This is a genomic window from Polyangium sorediatum (genome assembly GCF_029946465.1).
Classification (GTDB): domain Bacteria; phylum Myxococcota_A; class Polyangia; order Polyangiales; family Polyangiaceae; genus Polyangium; species Polyangium fumosum.
In genome coordinates, this window is the sequence record NZ_JARZHI010000009.1 from 194,375 (window position 1) to 211,409 (window position 17,035).

Annotated in this window: 12 protein-coding genes and 3 tRNA genes; 9 read left to right on the forward strand and 6 right to left on the reverse strand. The window is 69.0% G+C overall.

Annotated elements, in window-relative coordinates; genetic code table 11:
* The first annotated feature begins 100 nt into the window (after positions 1 to 100).
* Positions 101 to 598 (forward strand): hypothetical protein, encoded by a 498-nt coding sequence (locus QHF89_RS13805; protein WP_136969687.1) that lies wholly within the window; start codon positions 101 to 103, stop codon positions 596 to 598.
* Here QHF89_RS13805 and QHF89_RS13810 read toward each other — a convergent pair.
* Both QHF89_RS13810 and QHF89_RS13815 read right to left on the reverse strand, forming a co-directional pair.
* Positions 595 to 5,418, reverse strand: a complete 4,824-nt coding sequence (locus tag QHF89_RS13810) for a translocation/assembly module TamB domain-containing protein (protein WP_284720453.1) — start codon at positions 5,416 to 5,418, stop codon at positions 595 to 597. The genes QHF89_RS13805 and QHF89_RS13810 overlap by 4 nt on opposite strands.
* 183 nt (positions 5,419 to 5,601) lie before the next feature.
* On the reverse strand, positions 5,602 to 6,732 hold the full coding sequence (locus QHF89_RS13815; RefSeq protein ID WP_136933221.1) for an LNS2 domain-containing protein: 1,131 nt from the start codon (positions 6,730 to 6,732) through the stop codon (positions 5,602 to 5,604).
* Positions 6,733 to 6,863: 131 nt separating this feature from the next.
* Here QHF89_RS13815 and QHF89_RS13820 point away from each other — a divergent pair, with 131 nt between their 5' ends.
* The 3 genes from QHF89_RS13820 to QHF89_RS13830 all read left to right on the forward strand — a co-directional run bounded on the left by QHF89_RS13820 (position 6,864) and on the right by QHF89_RS13830 (position 11,430).
* Entirely contained in the window at positions 6,864 to 7,523 is a 660-nt protein-coding gene (locus QHF89_RS13820) for a hypothetical protein (protein ID WP_136933222.1), read from the forward strand.
* Between the two features lie 15 nt (positions 7,524 to 7,538).
* On the forward strand, positions 7,539 to 9,842 hold the full coding sequence (locus tag QHF89_RS13825) for a serine/threonine-protein kinase (protein ID WP_136969689.1): 2,304 nt from the start codon (positions 7,539 to 7,541) through the stop codon (positions 9,840 to 9,842).
* A gap of 64 nt (positions 9,843 to 9,906) precedes the next feature.
* Positions 9,907 to 11,430, forward strand: coding sequence for a tetratricopeptide repeat protein (locus QHF89_RS13830; protein WP_136969690.1), 1,524 nt, complete (start codon positions 9,907 to 9,909; stop codon positions 11,428 to 11,430).
* A 79-nt stretch (positions 11,431 to 11,509) separates the two neighbouring features.
* Here QHF89_RS13830 and QHF89_RS13835 read toward each other — a convergent pair whose 3' ends face one another.
* The 4 genes from QHF89_RS13835 to QHF89_RS13850 form a co-directional block, all read right to left on the reverse strand.
* The gene (locus tag QHF89_RS13835) at positions 11,510 to 11,986 is read right to left on the reverse strand and encodes a hypothetical protein (protein ID WP_136933225.1); all 477 of its coding nucleotides are present in this window, start codon (positions 11,984 to 11,986) and stop codon (positions 11,510 to 11,512) included.
* A gap of 265 nt (positions 11,987 to 12,251) precedes the next feature.
* On the reverse strand, positions 12,252 to 13,004 hold the full coding sequence (locus tag QHF89_RS13840; RefSeq protein ID WP_136933226.1) for a hypothetical protein: 753 nt from the start codon (positions 13,002 to 13,004) through the stop codon (positions 12,252 to 12,254).
* Between the two features lie 163 nt (positions 13,005 to 13,167).
* Entirely contained in the window at positions 13,168 to 14,439 is a 1,272-nt protein-coding gene (locus tag QHF89_RS13845; RefSeq protein ID WP_342763961.1) for an NAD(P)/FAD-dependent oxidoreductase, read from the reverse strand.
* 221 nt (positions 14,440 to 14,660) lie between these two features.
* Positions 14,661 to 15,161, reverse strand: a complete 501-nt coding sequence (locus tag QHF89_RS13850; RefSeq protein WP_136969692.1) for a DUF2505 domain-containing protein — start codon at positions 15,159 to 15,161, stop codon at positions 14,661 to 14,663.
* A 200-nt stretch (positions 15,162 to 15,361) separates the two neighbouring features.
* Between QHF89_RS13850 and QHF89_RS13855 the strand changes: the two genes are divergently transcribed.
* The 5 genes from QHF89_RS13855 to QHF89_RS13875 all read left to right on the forward strand — a co-directional run bounded on the left by QHF89_RS13855 (position 15,362) and on the right by QHF89_RS13875 (position 17,014).
* Complete coding sequence (locus tag QHF89_RS13855) at positions 15,362 to 15,673, forward strand: hypothetical protein (RefSeq protein WP_284720455.1); 312 nt, start codon at positions 15,362 to 15,364, stop codon at positions 15,671 to 15,673.
* A gap of 529 nt (positions 15,674 to 16,202) precedes the next feature.
* Positions 16,203 to 16,276: transfer RNA gene (locus QHF89_RS13860), tRNA-Lys, on the forward strand.
* A gap of 196 nt (positions 16,277 to 16,472) precedes the next feature.
* Positions 16,473 to 16,548 (forward strand) — tRNA-Gln (locus QHF89_RS13865).
* A 113-nt stretch (positions 16,549 to 16,661) separates the two neighbouring features.
* Complete coding sequence (locus QHF89_RS13870) at positions 16,662 to 16,832, forward strand: hypothetical protein (protein WP_170229569.1); 171 nt, start codon at positions 16,662 to 16,664, stop codon at positions 16,830 to 16,832.
* A 106-nt stretch (positions 16,833 to 16,938) separates the two neighbouring features.
* A tRNA-Gln gene (locus QHF89_RS13875) sits at positions 16,939 to 17,014 on the forward strand.
* The last annotated feature ends 21 nt before the right edge of the window (positions 17,015 to 17,035 follow it).

Here is a 17,035-nt window from a genome sequence, read left to right on the forward strand (position 1 = left end):
CGTGATCGCAGCCCCGACGGCGTGCAGCGGGCGTGACGCCGCGCGCCGTCGGCCCTATGGACAGGTCGCCGCTGAACGGGCGGCCGGACAGGAGACGACCATGAAGCCCGGCGATCACCCCGACTTTTACAGGCTCGCGCCCCCGCCGGGCACGTCGCGCGAGAGTACGATCGTGCTCGATCGCGAGGGTCGCTTTTGGCACGACGGCGCGCGCGTGGACCACCCTGCGCTCGAAGAGGCGCTCCATCGCTGGATCGCGCGGCACCCCGAGGATGGGCGGCTCATCCTGACGAACGGCTACGACTGGTGTTACTTCCGCGCCGAGGAGACGCCGTTCGTCGTGCGCTTCGTCCGCGTCGAGGACGAGGGCCAGAGGGCGCTCCTCGTGCTCTCGGATGGCACGGAGGAGCGGCTCGATCCGCGCGTGCTCTCGGTGTCGAGTGACGGTGTGGTGTTCGCGCGGGTCAAGGCGGGCGCGGAGGACGCGCGGTTCTCGCGGCACGCGCAGGCCGGCCTCGCGCCGCTGCTCGTGTCGGCGGAGCCTCCGATCGTGCGCGTGGGCGACGTGTCCGCAGAGCTCTCGGAGCGCGCGGTCTAGTAGCGGTACTGCCAGAACAGATCGAGGCCGGAGCTCGGCTGCTGGTTGATTCCTCCGAAGCCGAACGATCCGCGCAGCGCCCAGTTGCGCTTGAAGCGCCAGTCGAGGTTCAGCTCCGTGCGGTTCTCCGTGCCCTGCGTCGCGCCTGTGGGGCTCTGGATGCCTTCGAGGCGGCTCGACGCGGGTGAACCCTCGTAGCTCGCCTGCGCGGTCACGGTGTCGCCGAGCTCGTAGATCACCGTCGTGCGGAGCCTGCCGGCCTCGGTCGTCCCGACGCGCGTGGACAGACCTCGGAGCGGCGCGATCTGCGACAGGATCGCGTTGATCTGCGCCGAGGCGATCTCGCCGCCCACCACGCCCGCCGCCACGTCGGTGGCGCGCGGCGATGCCTGCGCCGTCGCCTGCGACTGCGTGTCCTTCGACTCGGGCGTGTCGCCGATGAGGATCATCGACAGGATCGCCTGCTGCGACATCGGCGGGCTCGATCGGAAGCGGAGCTTTTGCTCGGTGATCGGCTTGAGATCTCCCACGTAGTCGACGAACACGCGCGTGCCGTCGGGCGCGTCCCAGCGCGCCGTCACGTTCACGTAGGGGTTGCCTGCTTCTTCCGGCCGCAGGCGCAGCAGGCCTCGTTCGAGCTCGAACTTCTTGCCCACGATCTCGAACGAGCCGCGGCTGACCTCGACGTCGCCCGAGAGCTGCGTCTCGTCCGTGAGCGAGATGCGCGGCGGCGTGCTGCCGCCCGTGAGGTCGACATCCGCGCCCATCCCCACGATCGTGATGTCGCCGAGTTCGAACGTGATCAGATACGCGAGCGCGTCCTTCGCGCGCTCCTCCTTCGGCGGGCCGAGCGCGTGCGAGACCACGACGTCGGGATTGGGATCGAGCGACTGCACGCCGCGCGTGCTCGACGCAGGCAGGGCGAGATGAAGATCGGGCACGCTCACGGTGAGCGACACCTCGCGCTCCTTCTTCTCCGCCGCGAGCACGATCCTCCCGTGCGCGTGCCCGAGCGGCACACCCTCGAACGTCACGGGCAGCTCCTCGTCGCGATCGATCGTGAGCTCGCCGTTCGCCTTATGGAAGGCGAGGCCCTTCATCTGCACGACCGCGAACCCTTCCACCGCGCCGCTGATGCCCTCGGCGCGGAGGTCGTCGAAGCGCAGCTCGCCCTTGTCCGTCGTGCGGATCGAGACGTGCGTGTTCTTGAACTCCTGGCCGATCTGCGGGACGTGGAAGACGCCGTTGTGTACCTCCATGTTCGCCTCGATGCGCCCGTCGTCCTCGCCGAAGCGATGCAGGCCGACGCGCAGATCCCCGTTGAGCGATCCGTCGAGCCGCGAGAGCGTCCCGGAGACGAGCGGCGTGAGGCTCGCGAGGCGGAATTGGTTCGCCTTGAGGAGCAAGTCCGCGGGCCGCGTCGCGTCGATCTGCGGGACGATGCCTTGCCAGTCGACGCCCGCGTACCCCGTGGCGTCGATGCGCCCGCCGCCACGACCGACGAGCTCGAGCTGCGCCACGCCGCGCGCGGGGTTCCCTGCGCCGCCGGGGTTTCCGATCGAGAGCTCCAGCGTGGCGCGATCGAAGGCCGACTGGCTGCCGAGCTCCAGGCCCGACACCTCGATGCGCGCCGCAGCTTGGGGCTCGACGCCGCGCTGCTCGAAGCGGAGGACGCCGCTCACGCGGCCCGCGACATCTCGATCCGCGAAGAACGGGATGAGCTCCAGCGGTAGATCCCGGAGCGTCGCGCGTGCGTCGCCGCGCGGCGGGATGTCGCGGCCCGCGCGCAACGCGGCGAGGTCGACGTCGGCGTTCGCTTCGACCATGACGAGCTCGCGCGCGTCCTTGCGCACGGCCGCGCGCAGGGTCGCCTTGCTCGCGTCGTAGGTCGCGGTCGCGTCCACGTCAACGGGGAATGCCCACGGGCTCGGGCCGAGCGTCCGTGTGTCGTGCGCGAGGCCGAACCCGTGCGCGTTCACGCGGATTGCCGGCCGCTCCAAGGTCCCGCTCGCCGACGCGGAGAGCGCGATCGCGCCGCGGATCGGCGGGAGCGCCTCGCGCAGGACCGTGGGCAAGCTCTGGAACGAGCGCACCGTTCGCCGCGGGATCGTGAGCTCGGCCGTCCCGCGCGACGCGAGCAGCGAGGCGCGCCGCTTCTTCGGATCGTCGACGAGCGTCGGGAGATCGAGATCCACGTGGGTCGCGAGCTCCACCATCGTCGACGTGTCGAGCAGCGAGAGCGTCACGTCCGTCGCGCCCGTCGCGCCGTTCACCGATCCGGAGAGCGCGACGTCCATCGCGCGCGATTCCCACGCGGGTTTGTCTTCGCCGAACCCCACGGGCCCCGCGATCACGAGGTCACGCGTGCGCACGTCGAGGTCGCGCACCGACACGAACCGCTGCCCCGCAGGCCGCTCGATCGTGAAGCCCGTGCCGAGGCGACCCGAGACCTCGCTGAGGACGAGCGCGACCGGCAGGCGCCGCGCGATGCACCGCAGATCCCAGTCGGGCGCGTCCACACGCGCCACACCCGTGAGATGCGCCCACGTCGACGGCTCCAGGAGCGACCCGCGCAAGTTCCCCTCGGCGCCGGAGATCCGCACCTCGGCGATCGAACCGTTGCACGCGTCCTCCGCGCCGCTCTTGTCGCGATCGACGAGGCGGAACGTGCCATCCATCGCCGCATGCGAGCCATCGAACGTCGCCACGAGCGAGCCGCTCGCGCCCGTGATCGGCAAGCCCCCTGCGGAGAACGTCCCCTCCTCGATCTGCAGGTGCACATGCCCCTTGCGCCCTTCCCTCGTGCGCGCGAGCGCGATGTCCACGTCCGCGAGGCCCCGCAAGTTGCGATCGAGATCCAGCAGCCGACCGAGCCGCCCGAGGTCCACGCCTTCGCCCTTGAGCTTTCCCGTGAACTCGGGCCCGTCCACCGCGAGTGACCCTTGGAGGGAGCCCACGCCCGGCCCCTCGGCCGAGATCCCCTCGATCGCGAGCGCCCCACCGCGCATCGCGATGCGCTTTGCTTTGCCCTCGATCCGCTCGCCCTCGCGCGAGAGCCGCACCGCCACCTCGCGTGCGCTCTTCTCTTTCGTCTCGATGCGCGCGGACGCTTCGAGCTCGCCCACGTCGCCGCCTTCGAGCCGCGCCTCCACCCTCGGCGCCACGACCGGCCCGCTCACGCGCGCCGTCACCTTGTCCGCGCTGCGCCCGCCCGCGATGAGGCCTTCGCCTTCGAGCGCGGCCTCGACGTCGAGTTTTTCGAAGGGCCCGCGGATGCGCCCTTCCACGCGGCCTCGTTCGAGCGACACGCCGCCCTTCGCGTGCAGAGCGCGCACCGAGCCGAAGGCACGCGCGTCGATCTTTCCCGCGCTGATCGTCCCCTGCACCTGCACACGCGCGCTGCCCGTGGCCGGGCCCGCGAGCCGCGGCGCCGCTTCGAGCGACGCGACGGACGTCTCCGCCTCGAACCGCACGGCGCCGCCCGGGCGCACGATGAACGAGCCGGACGTGGGCGCGCCCTGCTCGTACAACGTCACGCGGCCTTCGAGCTCGCCGTGATCGTAGACCAGGTGCACGTCGGCCGCCGGCACCGCCTGCTGCTGCACGACCGTCGGCTCGGTCCTCGCATCGGCCACGAGCCGCAGCGCGGGGTTCGTGTCGAGCTTGAGCCGCGCGTTCATGTCCACGTTCGTCTCGGGCAAACCCTCCACGAACATGCGCGGATCGACGTCGTCCGCGGTCACGTCGAGCGCGAGCCGCGCCCCATTCGCCACGTCGAGCTTGCCCCGCAGCGCGATCGAGCCCGGCGAACGCTCCGCGGGCATCACATCGAGCCGCCCTTCGACCTCGAACGAGGGCACGTCCCCTTCGAGCGTGACCTTCGCGGAGACGCGCTCCCGCAGCGGCAAATCCGGCACGAGCAGCCTGAGATCCGCGGGCTCGGCGCGCGGAAGCTCGACCGCCGCGGTGACGTGCGCGCCTTCGAGCGCCGCGCGCGCTTGCACCTCGAGCGGCCCCGCGCGCCCCGCGAAGCTGCTCCACATCCGCACGACGCTGGCCGGGCTCGTCGGGTCGGGCGCCCCGCTCGTCGTCGTCGCCTCGGGCGGCGTGTCGATGTGCAGGTGGTAATCGAACGTGCCCGCGAGCGGCACCGGCGCGATCGAGCGCTCCCGGATGCCCGTGTGCTCCACGTCCACGGCGACCCCACGCGGGCTCACGTGCACCGACGCGAACAGGCGCGTGATGTCGGCGTCGAGCGCGCGCGGCGGCGCCACCTGCCCGTGCACGTGCGCGTGGCCGATCTCGATGCGCTCGAGCACCACCGTCGTCGGTCGCTCGGCCGCCCGGTCCACCTCGCCCGGCTTCTTCGGCTTCTTGGGCTTCGGTGGCGTCGGCCGCAGCGTGAACGCCGTCTGGACCCCGAAGGTCTGATCGGGCCCGCGCTCGAGCAGCACCTCGGCCTCCTCGATCCGGATGTGCTGGAAGACGAGCGAGCGTTCGCCCGTGCCGAAGAGCGACGCGCGGGCAAACCGTACGAGGTCGAAGCGCCCCTGGATCCCATTCGCCCGGATGATCTCCGTGCCGCGCGCATCGCGCGTGACGGCCGATCGGATCGACACCTCGTCGAGCGCGAGGTGATCGATCTCCGAGACGACGATCGTCCCTTCGAAGAGCGATCCGAGCGCCTGGTTCGCGACGTCCCGCGCGAGGCGGCGGAACGGGCCGACGTCGAGGTGGAGGCCGACGGCGAGGACGGCGGACCCGGTGAACACCGCGCAGAGCCCGAGCGTGGCCGCGCCCGCTGCGAGCGCGCGGCGCACCCGTCCCGGTCGTCGCGGTGGCGCGGCTTTCGGGGGGGAATCGCGATCGGCCGGCGCGCTCGGAGCCACGGCTGTCAGCATAACGAATCGCGGCTGGGATTCACGGCCCGGGCGCCCCGCAGTTTCATGCTTTCGCGGAGGGGTGGAAGTTGCCGGAGAATCTCGATCCGCCCGCGACGGCGCTCATTGGCAGAGGCTCGGCAGCGCCTCGGCCTCGGCGAGCAGCTCTGTGTAACTCTCGATCCGGCGACCGCCGTGCACCGTATCGTCGAACTCGATGAACACGCGCCGCTCGTCGGGCTGCACCATCGCGTTGAAATAGGCCGCGGCGTCGGTGTCCGTATTGCCGAAGGCGTAGGTGGGGATCATTCCTTTTTGCGCGAGCATCGTGAGCTCGCCGGTCTTGTACGTGGACGCCTCACTCCCGAGCGCGCCCGACTTCGTCAGCGTCGTGTGCACGATCCCGTGCGGAAAACCGTTTTGATCGAGGAACGCTCGCGTCCGCGCCCCCAGCCATTCGGGCCGGGCGGTCATGTAAAACGGGTGATAGCCCTTCGAAACGAGCACGTCGAAGAGCTTCGCCGCGTCCTTTCGCACCTCCGGCAGCGCCCCCTGGGCGAGCGCGACGAACTCCTCCGTCTCGTAGGTCGTCAGCGTCCCGTCGATGTCGCTCACGAAGACCGGCGTCCCTTTCGGAACGACCTCGAGGAAGAGGTCCGTCGTCGAGAGGTCGCCCTTGACAACGAGATGAGCCCTGTGTCTCCCGAGCCCGAGAGCCTTCTCCTTCGGGATCTCGAAGTAGACGCGCCCTCCCGTGTCCTCCACGCCCTCGACCGTCGCGTGCTCGCCGTCCTCGGTCGTCGTCGCGGTCCCGAGGTGCTCCCACGCGCCTGCGCAGTCGCGCTGCACGTAGACGTCGACGTACTCGCCCTTGATGTCGTCGTCGAAGGTCCCGTACGAGAACTTCGCCAGGATCCACTGCGGATCGCCCGGGTTCAGGAAGAGATCCCGCCCGCGGTGGTTCGGCGCGCCGAAGGGCGGGATCACCGCGTTCCAGTCGACGGCCTCTCCCGGCGGCGGGGGAGGCGCGTCGCAGGCCGGGATCGGCGCGCACCACGCCCCCGGTACGCCGCCCGATCCGCCGCCCCCCGTCGCGTCGCCGCCCGCGCCCCCGTCGCCGCCCGATCCGCCCGCGCCCCCGGAAGCGCCCGCGCCCGTCGTGGCGCCGCTCGGCACGACATCGACGCCGCCCCCGGTGCCACATGCGGCCATGCCCACGATCCCCGCCAAGAAGAAAGCGAACGCTCCACGCATGCCCTCCATTGTGGACCCAATCGATCCGCAGAAAAAGAGCCTCGACGCGCTGCATCCTTCGCCGTCACGAACCTCCCGTTCGCGCCCCTTGCGCGGAAGAGCGCACCTCTGCGAAGGTTCTACCCCCTCGTATGCCCAAGCCTGATCCCCGCGTCCTCGCCCGCACCGCTGGCAACTACCTGAAAGAGCACCCCGAGGAGATCGTCCGCGCCTTGCGCAGCGCCCTCGGCCTGCGCGCCTCCATCCCCATGGATGCCCTGCGTTACCTCGCGCGCGAGTTCGTCCCGGACAACAAGAAAGCCCCGAAGGACATCGTCATCGAGGCCGCGCCGCCCGGCGTGCGGATCGCCGCGACCGTCGATGCCATGGGCACGCCGCTGCGCGCCTCGCTCATCCTTCACATCGAGGAGATCGCCATCTCTTTGACCGAGATGCGCATCGGGGTCCGCATCGAGGGCCTCACCCTCACCGTGCTCGGCGACTCGAGCTCGCCGCTCGCCGGCCTCCTCAAATCCGGCGCGCTCGATCTCTCGAAGCCCGGCAACCTCGTCGCCTTCATGCCGAAGCGTCCGCCCATGCTGGTCGAGGCCAAGGACGACCGCCTCACGCTCGACCTCATGAAGGTGCCCAAGATCGCGGAAAACCCCAAGGTTCGTCGTTATCTCTCGATCGTCCTGCCCGTCGCCTCGGTCCGGGCGATCCGTACCAAGGACGATCACCTCGACGTGCACCTCAAGGCAAACCTCGGCGGACTCTCGCAAGCGATCGCTGCGGCGCGGCAAACGGTTTGATACACTGACCCGCGAATGCCGCCGCCTCCTGGGCAAGACCCGTCCGCGCTCTCCTTCCTTGTGCTCGCGGAGATCGCGGCCGGGGAGTCGGCGAAGGTCGATCTTTGCCGCGTGACCTACGGCCCCGCCGAGGGTCGCCTCGTCGCCGTCAAGCGCCTCCACCCGCACCTCGCCAGTGATCCCGCGTTCGTCGCCCAGTTCCGCGACGAGATGTGGATGACCGGAGCGCTCCGGCACCCGAACGTGGTCGAGGTCGTGGGCTGGGGCAGCGACGATCAGGGGCTCTACCTCGCCGTCGAGCTCGTGCAGGGCGTCTCGCTGGCGCGGCTCATGAAGACGATCTTCGACACGGGCGAGGCGTTCACCGAGCGGATGGTCGTCTTCCTCGCACGCCAGATCTGTCGTGGCCTCGGCACCGCGCACGCCCTGCGCGCGCCGAGCGGCGAGCCGCTGTACCTCGTCCACCGCGATCTCACGCCCGGCAACGTGCTCTGTTCGTTCCAGGGAGACGTGAAGATCACCGACTTCGGCCTCGCCAAGGCGAAGCAACGGCTCACGCGCACGCTCACGGGCATGGTGAAGGGCCAGCTCGAGTACATCTCCCCCGAGCAGGCCACGGGCAACAACATCGACGCGCGTGCCGACATCTTCTCGCTCGGCGTCATGCTCTTCGAGCTCTTCGCGGCGCGCAGGCCCTGGGTCGCGCCGAACGACATGGAGCTCGCGCGCATGCTCATGACCGCGCCCCCGGCCGATCTCTTCAAGCTCCGGCCGCGGATCGATCGCGAGCTCGTCAGCATCGTGAGCAAGTGCCTCGAAAAGGATCCGAAGGCGCGCTTCCAGTCGGTCGCCGAGATCCTCGCGCGGCTCGACGAGTGGCTCAGCGCGCACGGGTACATGGAGGAAAACGAGGAGGCCCTCGGCCGCTTCGTCCGCCGGAACGCGATGCGCCAGATGGCCTGGTTCGAGCGCGTGATCGCGAGCCAGACGCCCGAGGTCAAAAAGGCAAAACCCCGCCCGCCCACGTTCACCGGCGGCTCGGTCGTGGCCCCGCTCCCGAAAGACCCGCCGAAGCGCAGCGACTCGCCTCCGCCCACCGAACGTCCGGGCACCAAACGATCGGCCGAGGCCACAGGCCCGCTGAGCACGGACGCGCACGAGATCACCGAGGACACGACCGCCGAAGCGAAGGTCACGCCGCGGCGGGTCGGTACGCTGCGGAACGCGCCGCGGATCGCGTCGGAGCGCGGCACGGGCGAGGGCGAGGTCGATTGGGGCGAAGAGGTCCCGACGCTCGTCAAAGGCACGCCCGAGCAGCTCGCGCTCCTGCGCCAGCAGTTCAAAGGGGGCAAACCCTTCGATCCGAAGCTCGTCGCCGCCGACGTCGCCGCCGCGCGCCCCGCGCCCCCGCCCGAGGCCCCCGACGAGAAACGCGCCCTGCAGCCGAGCTTCGCGACCGTCCTCGAGGGCAAACTCCCCCCCGGCCCTGGCCGCCACGATGAGCCCGCCGACAGCGAGGATCTCGACGATCCGACTGCGCCCATCGGCGACATGCTGCGCAAGGTGCGCGCCGCGACGGCCGCGCGCTCCATGCCTTCGGCGCCGCCGGGTCAGATCGTCGCCCCCGATCCTTCCGTGCCCTTGCCGCCCGTCACCGCCCGGAGCGCAGGCTCGGCGCCGCCGCCGCCTCCGGTCTTCGCGGATCCGACCGGCGAGGATCGGCTGCGCAGCGAGGCCGAGCGGCTCTCGATCGAGGCCATGCGCCTCGCCGAGGAGGCGAAGGCCGCGTACGCCCGCGCCGAGCGGAAGGCCGCGCTCGCCAAGGCCACGAGCGACGCGGCCGCGATCGCCGCGGAGGCGCTCCGGATCGGGAAAGCCCAAAGCGTCACGGATGGCCTGCGCCGGCTCGAAGTCGCGCTCGCGATGGAGCGCTCGGCCCGCGCGACCGAGGGCGCCGCCGCGCAGAGCGTGAGCGCGCCGCCCCCGGGCTTCGGGGCCATGGCGCCGCCGCCGATCCCGCCGCCGGCGCCGCTCCCGGCCCTCGCGCCGAAACCGTCCCCCTCGGTGCCTCCGATCGCGGCCCCTTCCATTCCTGCGCCGCCGCCCATCCCTCCGGCGCCGCCCGTGCCAGGTCGCTCCGTCCCGCCGGGCGCGACGCGCCTGCCGGATCGGGCCTTGCCCGCGCCCGAGCTCGATGCGGACGCGTTCACCACGCGCTTGCGGCCGCGCGTGCTCGGATTGCCGACGCCGGTGCTCGTCGCGATCGGCGTCGGCGTGGTCCTCCTCGTGCTCGTCGTGATCGTGATCAGCTTCTCCTGACGCGGCGTGGCGCGAGCCTTCCGCGCTTGATCTCGGAAGCGGCCTTTCGCTACCGTGATCCGCGATGAGCAAAGACGAAGAATGGGTCATGATTGCTCTGGACCCGAAGATGTCTCGCCGCCAGGGGATGCCGCCGCAGCTCCCCATTCCCAAGAGCGAGTTCGAGGGTCTGGCCGACAAAGGCCTGTCCATCGACAACGCCCGCAAGTGGATCAAGTCGTTCCTCAACGACTCGCCCGCGGGCAAGGATGGCAACTGGCGCAAGAAGAACAGCCAGCTCGTCTCGGCGCTGGAGGTCTTCCTCGACAAGGCGCCGCTGCTCGATCGCGCGCAGAAGGGCTTCGCCGAGAACGACTTCGAAAAAGCGCTCTCCGCGCTCAAGCGCATCGCCTCGATGGATCCGGACGATCACGCCGCGCGCCTGAACCTCGCCGCGGCGCAGACGGCCCTGCGTGATTACCCGGCTGCGCTGAAGACGTACCAGTCGCTCCGCAAGACCTTCGAGGGCGACGCGGATTATCACGTGGGCCTCGGCCAGGTCCACGCGACCCTGAGCAACAAGGACGCGGCGATCGACGAGTTCGTCCTCGCGCTCGAGGCGCAGCCCGACTGCCAGCCTGCGCTCGACGCGCTCGCCAAGCTCGGCGTCCTCGTGCCGGTCTACGAGAACCCGCGCGACGCTGCCTCGCTCACGTACGTGCGCAGCGACAAGGTCGACGAGTACCTCACCTCCGTGTGGGATGCCGAGGCGCGCGACGCCGCGTATTACCTGGAGCAGCTCGCGTACCACGAGCGCGAGGCCCGCCCGATCGTCGTGTTCGCGATCGCCGAGCGCATCATCAAGCTCGGGGATGCCGGCTCCGCCGAGCGCGGCGAGCTCGCGAAGATCGCGGCCCTGCGTGACCTCGGCCGGCGGGACGATGCCCTCGCGGCGGCGAAGGCGTACGTCGAGAAGGCGCAGTCGGCGGGCGCATACGTCGAGCTCGGGCGCTCGCTCGCGGCTGCGGGCAACGTCGACGAGGCGCGCGCGGCGCTCGACAAGGCGCTCGAGGCGGATCCGGGGGATCTGCTCGCGCTCCAGTATCGCTTCTGGCCTGCGGACGCGGCCACGAACATCCAGGGCGTCTCGAACGCGATCCCGGCGCTCGCGGCGTTCGCGGACGCGCATCCGAACGCGGTCGGCGCGTGGCGCTCGCTCGCGCGCGCGAAGATCGCCACGGGCGCGAAGGACGAGGGCATCGACCTCCTCAAGAAGGCCGTCGCGCTCCGCCCCGAGGACGACGACCTCCGCGCCGAGCTCTGGACGCAGCTCGGCAACGAGAAGCGCTACCAGGAGATCGTCGAGGACGCGGGCAAGCTCGAAAACCTGGCCAAGCGCGACTGGAAGCTCCGCTGGAACGAGGCGGAGGCCTACCTCGGCCTCGAAAAGAAGATCGAGGCGCGCGGCGCGTTCTCGGCCATCAATTTCGACGACTCGCTGCACGTCGACATCCGCAAGCGCGCCAAGCGCGCGGTGAAATCGATCGACGAGGGCCTGACCCTCGGCGGCGTGATGTCCAATCCGGAGACGCCGCCCGCGGCGACCTGATCGGCGGCGCGACGACGAAAAAGGCGCGAGCCCTGTGACGGGCCCGCGCCTTTTTCCTTTTGTTGTCTCTCGACGCGAATCACTTGAGCTGCGCCGTCTCCTCGGGCGTCACCGTCTCGTAGAGCGCGCCCACGATGGCGCCGAACGCGAGGTGCGCGGCCACGAACGAGAGGATCCCGAGCCCGCCGTACCTCGACATGAAGAAGCCCGGCGCGGCCACGACCTCGGGCACGAGCGGGTGCATCAAGCCGACGAGGCCCACGAAGATGCCCGCGAGCGCGAGGTGCACGAGCGAGACCTTGAGGCCCGTCGCGGCGCCTGCGCTCCGCGTGATGGTCTCGAACACGGCGCCGTAGGCGATTCCGATGAGCCCCGACATCAGGATGGTCACGAGGAACCCGACGAGCCACGACAGGCTGGTCGGCGCATTGCCGGGCAACGTGCCGAGGAGCTGCGCGACGTCCGCCGAGGCGCCGGCCGCGCGGGCGGCGGCGATGATCAGCGTCATGGCGGCGCCGCCGACGATCCCTGCGAAGAATGCTTTCCCGACGTTCATGTTTGCCCTCCCTTTCCCGTCCGGGGGCGCGGCTCGGGCGGCCGAACGGGCGTCCCCGAGCACACCTGGGCAAACAGAATGCCAGGCGGACTCGGCCGCGGGTGGGCAGGCGATTCCCGATATCAATCGGGAAGAGCGGACGATTGCGAAGGAAATGGCAGGGGAGGCGGGAATCGAAGGGATCCGGCGATGATGGCTCGTGCGTAGGGGACGCACGTGCGCAGGACGGGCGCACCCCGCTTCGGGCGTGACGCGCGCGCCGGGGTCAATCGGCGAGGCAGGCGTCGTACTCGGTCGGGCAGAGCGCTGCCATGCAATTGTCGCAGTCGGCGTCCGGCGAGACGCCGGAGCACAGCGACGCCTGGCAATAGTCGGCGCACGACCCCACACACGCGCAGTCGAAGTAGGCCGCGAAGATGGAGCCCGACGCGTCGCAGAGGGTGCTCGTGTTTGGGCTCTGGATGAAGTCGTAGCAGGTCTGGCAGGTCTCGGCGGGGCAATCGAGCGGATCGGATCCCTCCGCGCAAAGCCCGGATCCTTCCGGTTCGTCGCAGAACCCATCGCCGGCCGAGGGGCAGGTCGGAATGGCGCAATCCTTCGTATCGGACCCCGCCGCGCAGAGCCCGTCGCCCTTCGGCGCGGGTTCATTGCAGACGCCGTTGTTCACGAGGTTGCACGTCGGGGGCGGCCTCAGGCACGAATCGAGATCGCTCTCTTCCGCGAAGCACACCGACTCGTCGTAATCGCCGTCGCTGCAGGCGGCGTCGGCCGTCAGGCAGGTGAGGAATGTCGAGTATTCATCCTTGCAATCGGCGTCCGCTGCCTCGTCCTTCTGGTTGATCTTGTCGTCGAGGCAGGACCCGAGCTCCAGCTCCGTACACTTGTTGCAATCGCAGCGCTGATTGCAGTATTTTTGCTCGGGCGTCTCGGGTTCATCCCCCCCGCTGCAGGCGGCGAACAACGTCGCGGCCGCAAAACAAAGCAGGGTCAATCCTTTGGCCATGCGCTCGTGGGTCATTGGTGCTCCGGCGAATGGGTTGGGGGCGCCGCGCGCCGGCGCCGCGAAAAGAAAGGTGCGGCCTACGCGTGCTGGCGAAGACCTTTGTGAACGCTATCACGGCCCCCGCCGCGCGTCCAGGGCGGCGGGGCCTTCCGCGTTCGTTCGGAGAATCGCGCGCCGCTCAGCGCCGGGGCGCAGGCTCGGCCGGGGCTGCCTTCGGGCCGTCTCCCGTGATGAGCCGCGCGCTGCGCTCGTAGGTCAGGTAGGAAAAGGCCCAATCGAAGAGCACCAGGAGCCGATTCCGGAACCCGATCAGGAAAAATACGTGAATCAGGAGCCACGCGAGCCACGCGACGAAGCCCGAGAGCTCGAGGCGCCCGAGATCCGCCACCGCCGCGTTGCGCCCGATCGTCGCGAGCGTGCCCTTGTCGAGGTATCGAAACGGCCGCCGCTCCTCTCCTTGGATCGACCGCACGATGTTCTTCGCGGTATGGCGCGCCTCCTGGATCGCCGCGGGCGCGAGGCCTGGCACGGGCGAGCCGTCCTGCTCCAGCACGGCGAGGTCGCCGATCACGAAGATCTCCGGGTGCCCGGGCACCGACAGATCCGGTGAAACCTTCACCCGCCCGGCGCGATCGAGCGGCGCGCCGAGGGCCTGTCCGAGCGGCGAGGCTTTTACGCCCGCGGCCCAGAGCACCGTCTTCGCGGCGATACGCTCCTCGCCGATCTGCACCCCTTGCGCGTCGATGCCCGTCACCCTGGCGTTCGTGCGCACCTCCACCCCGAGCCGCTGGAGCTGCCTTTCTGCGCGCGCCGACAGCAGCGCCGAATACGTCGGCAACACGCGATCGATCCCCTCGACCAGCACGATTCGCGCGGCCGTCGGATCGATCACGCGAAAGTCGTTTGCCACGGTATGGTGCGCGACCTCGGCCAGCGTCCCGGCGAGCTCCACGCCCGTCGGCCCTCCGCCCACGATCACGAACGTCAGCCACGCGGCGCGCTCCTCCTGCGAGGGCGCGCAGCACTCGGCCTTCTCGAATGCGAGCAGCACGCGGCGCCGGATCTCCAGCGCGTCTTCGAGGCTCTTCAGCCCCGGGGCCATGGCCGCCCACTCCTCGTGCCCGAAATACGAGTGGCTCGCGCCGGTCGCGACGATGAGATAATCGTATCCGAACGTCCCTGCCGACGACGTCACCGTTCGTTGTTTGGGATCGACGCCCGTCACCTCGGCGAGGAGTACGCGTACGTTTCGTTGATCGCGCAGCACGCGCCGGATCGGCGCGGCGATCTCGGCCGGGTTCAGGCCTGCGGTCGCGACCTGATAAAGCAGCGGCTGGAAGAGGTGGTGGTTCTTGCGGTCGAGCAGGGTGATTCGGACGGGCGCGTGGCGCAGGGCCTTGGCGGCGTAGAGCCCGCCGAAGCCGCCGCCCACGATGACCACGTGGGGCAGGTGCAGCGGCTCCTTGCGTGCTTTGGGGGTACGGCCCGGCTCTCCGAACGTGATGGGGCTCCCGCGCTCGTCCGCGCGACGCTGTGCGATTCGTGCGTTGCGCGGCGTTGGCTTCGGCCCCCTCGCTCGCCTTGACGGACCTTTCATGCCCGGGGCGATGCAATCGTCGGTCCAGGCGAGGTGGTCGGGGGCGCGGGCGGGCGTCCGGGGCAGGGGTCTCGTCAGGTGTGGGTCTTGACCCAGTCGTTCATGAAGACGGCGCTATCGTTCCAGCCGTCGCGGAGCTGCTTTTCGGCGGAGCTCTCGATGAGGCCTCCGATGCCGAAGACCTTTGCCTCGATGACGAGCTCGGCGACGCGGCGGACCTTGGTGTCGCCGACGCGCTCGATACGCATCGTGCCCTCGTTGCGCAGCTTGTCGGCCATGTTGCCGGGGGTCATCTTCCACGACCAGACCTTGGTCGCCTTGAGGAACCGGCCTTCTTCCGTGTAGCTGAAGTTCGAGCCGAGCACCTTGGCCACGGGGCCGGGCACGTTCATCTTGGGCGTCCCGGCGACCTTGCGGGTCGTCTCGGTGTCGCTGTCGCGCTGGTCGAGGACGCGGAAGTCGGGGAAGCCCAGGTGGCCCCTGTAGAGCTTCTCGTTGAATTCCTTGTCGAAGAAGACCTTCCAGAACGTCTCCTCGTTGCAGTTGATCTCGTTCGTGACGGTGAACTTGCCCATGACGTCTCCTGGTCTCTGCCCGGAGCGCGATCTCTCGCGCCATCGGGGGGCTTCGTGGGTCCCCGGGGCTGGGAAGGGCGGCGACTCTACCAGCGAGGGCCGTCGTTCCATAGCGTCCCGATGACGGCACTTTGCTAGCCGCCCGGGGCGGTCTCCGCCCGTGGCATCCGCGATGCAGGGCGTCATGGGCCTCGGCGGGGGTGCGCATCTCGTTCTCGATGCGTGTTCACGACGGGGAGCCAAAAGAAAATGAGATAAGCGGGAACTTTTTTGTTGCAAAGTCGATCCGAGACGAGTATCTCTCGCCGGAGAGTTTCTACATGTTGATCCGCCCCGCGACCGACCGAAACCACGAACGAGCCGAGCTGATGGCAGCGGGCGTCGCGTGCGTGGCGTTCGGTGGGTTGCAGCGGGCGAGTCATCTGGCGCCCAAGTCCGGTAAAACCGAGTCGTTTCGCGGGTATACGCTTCGTGATTCGCGGCAACTCGGCAACCCGGAGGAAGGCACCTAGGCGGTAGAGCAAGCGTCATTCTGACGACTGCGAAGGCCGCCTCGGGAGATCCCAGGCGGCCTTCGGCGTTTTTCAGCCCTCGAGAAACGCCGCGGATGTCCTGGAGCCAGGAAGAAGGGTGCAGGAATACGCCGGTATTCCGAGCACGACGACTGACGATCCAGGGGGCGCAGCAAGTGTTTCGAGCCTGATTGGCCTCCCCGCGGCGTTCTTCGTTTGAGAACATCGTGGGCGGGGTGGAAGGGGTGTGTTTTGTCCTCGAATGGGGCCTCGTCTTGAGGTCCTTTGCGGGGAGAGGTGTATCGAGCGGGGCTTTCTTTGGCTCTTCGCGCTTCGCAGAGCGGGGCGTGGGGCCTTCTTGGGCTTCGTTTGGAAGAACGAGCGTGAGGGCGCGTGATGCGCTCCGGGGCAGGCGTGTATCGATTGCATTCGCATCGAGGGCGCGCGCGTGCCGGGTCCGTGGTGTGTCCTCGACGAGGGATCGCATCGATTTCGATGCGATGATGCCCGAGGTGTATTCGAAGAATGCGGATCCGTAGTCTCAATGGGTAGAGCAGCCGCCTTTTAAGCGGAAGTGTGGAGGTTCGAGTCCTCCCGGATCCACCTCCTTATAGAGAGAAGCTTGATGATTCATTTCGAAGCGAACGGGGTTGGAAAGAGACGAAAATAAAATCGACGAACCGACCAAAACATTTCCTTGCCTCGAACGTCGAAATGGATGTACAACGAAACGCGAGGGGACGGGGAAGGGCAGGGGAGAGCGCCTGCGCGTGAACACGCGGGATGGGCTCTCTCATGTGGATCCGTAGCTCAATGGGCAGAGCGTCCGCCTTTGAAGCGGAAGCGTGGAGGTTCGAGCCCTCCCGGATCCTCCATGCTGCGTGATGAGCGTGGCAGACGAGATGCGAAAATAAAATCGACGGGTCGACGAATGAAATGGTTGACTGAACGTCGAAATGAATGTAGAGAGACGGGCGAGGGAATGGCGATGGGCAAGCGTCTGTATCACGAGAACACGAAGGGGAACGCCGGCGAGCTGCCGTGCGCCGGCCTCTTCGGGGTCTCGGGGTTGCAGATCCCTTCGCGTGATCAGGCGGCGAGCGAATCGCGCGCGATGGCGAAGCGTGGTCTCGCGCCTCTCGATGCGGGTGGATCCTAGGATCGTCACGATGTGACGTGTCCGAGGAGGCCGCCCGGGAAACCTGGCGGCCTTCTTCGTTTTTGCGCTGCGAGCGCGGCGGCGGGGACGCGGGGGACGTGGATTTGGATCCGTAGCTCAATGGGCAGAGCGTCCGCCTCTGAAGCGGAAGCGTGGAGGTTCGAGGCCTCCCGGATCCTCCATCTGCCGAATGCAATGACGGC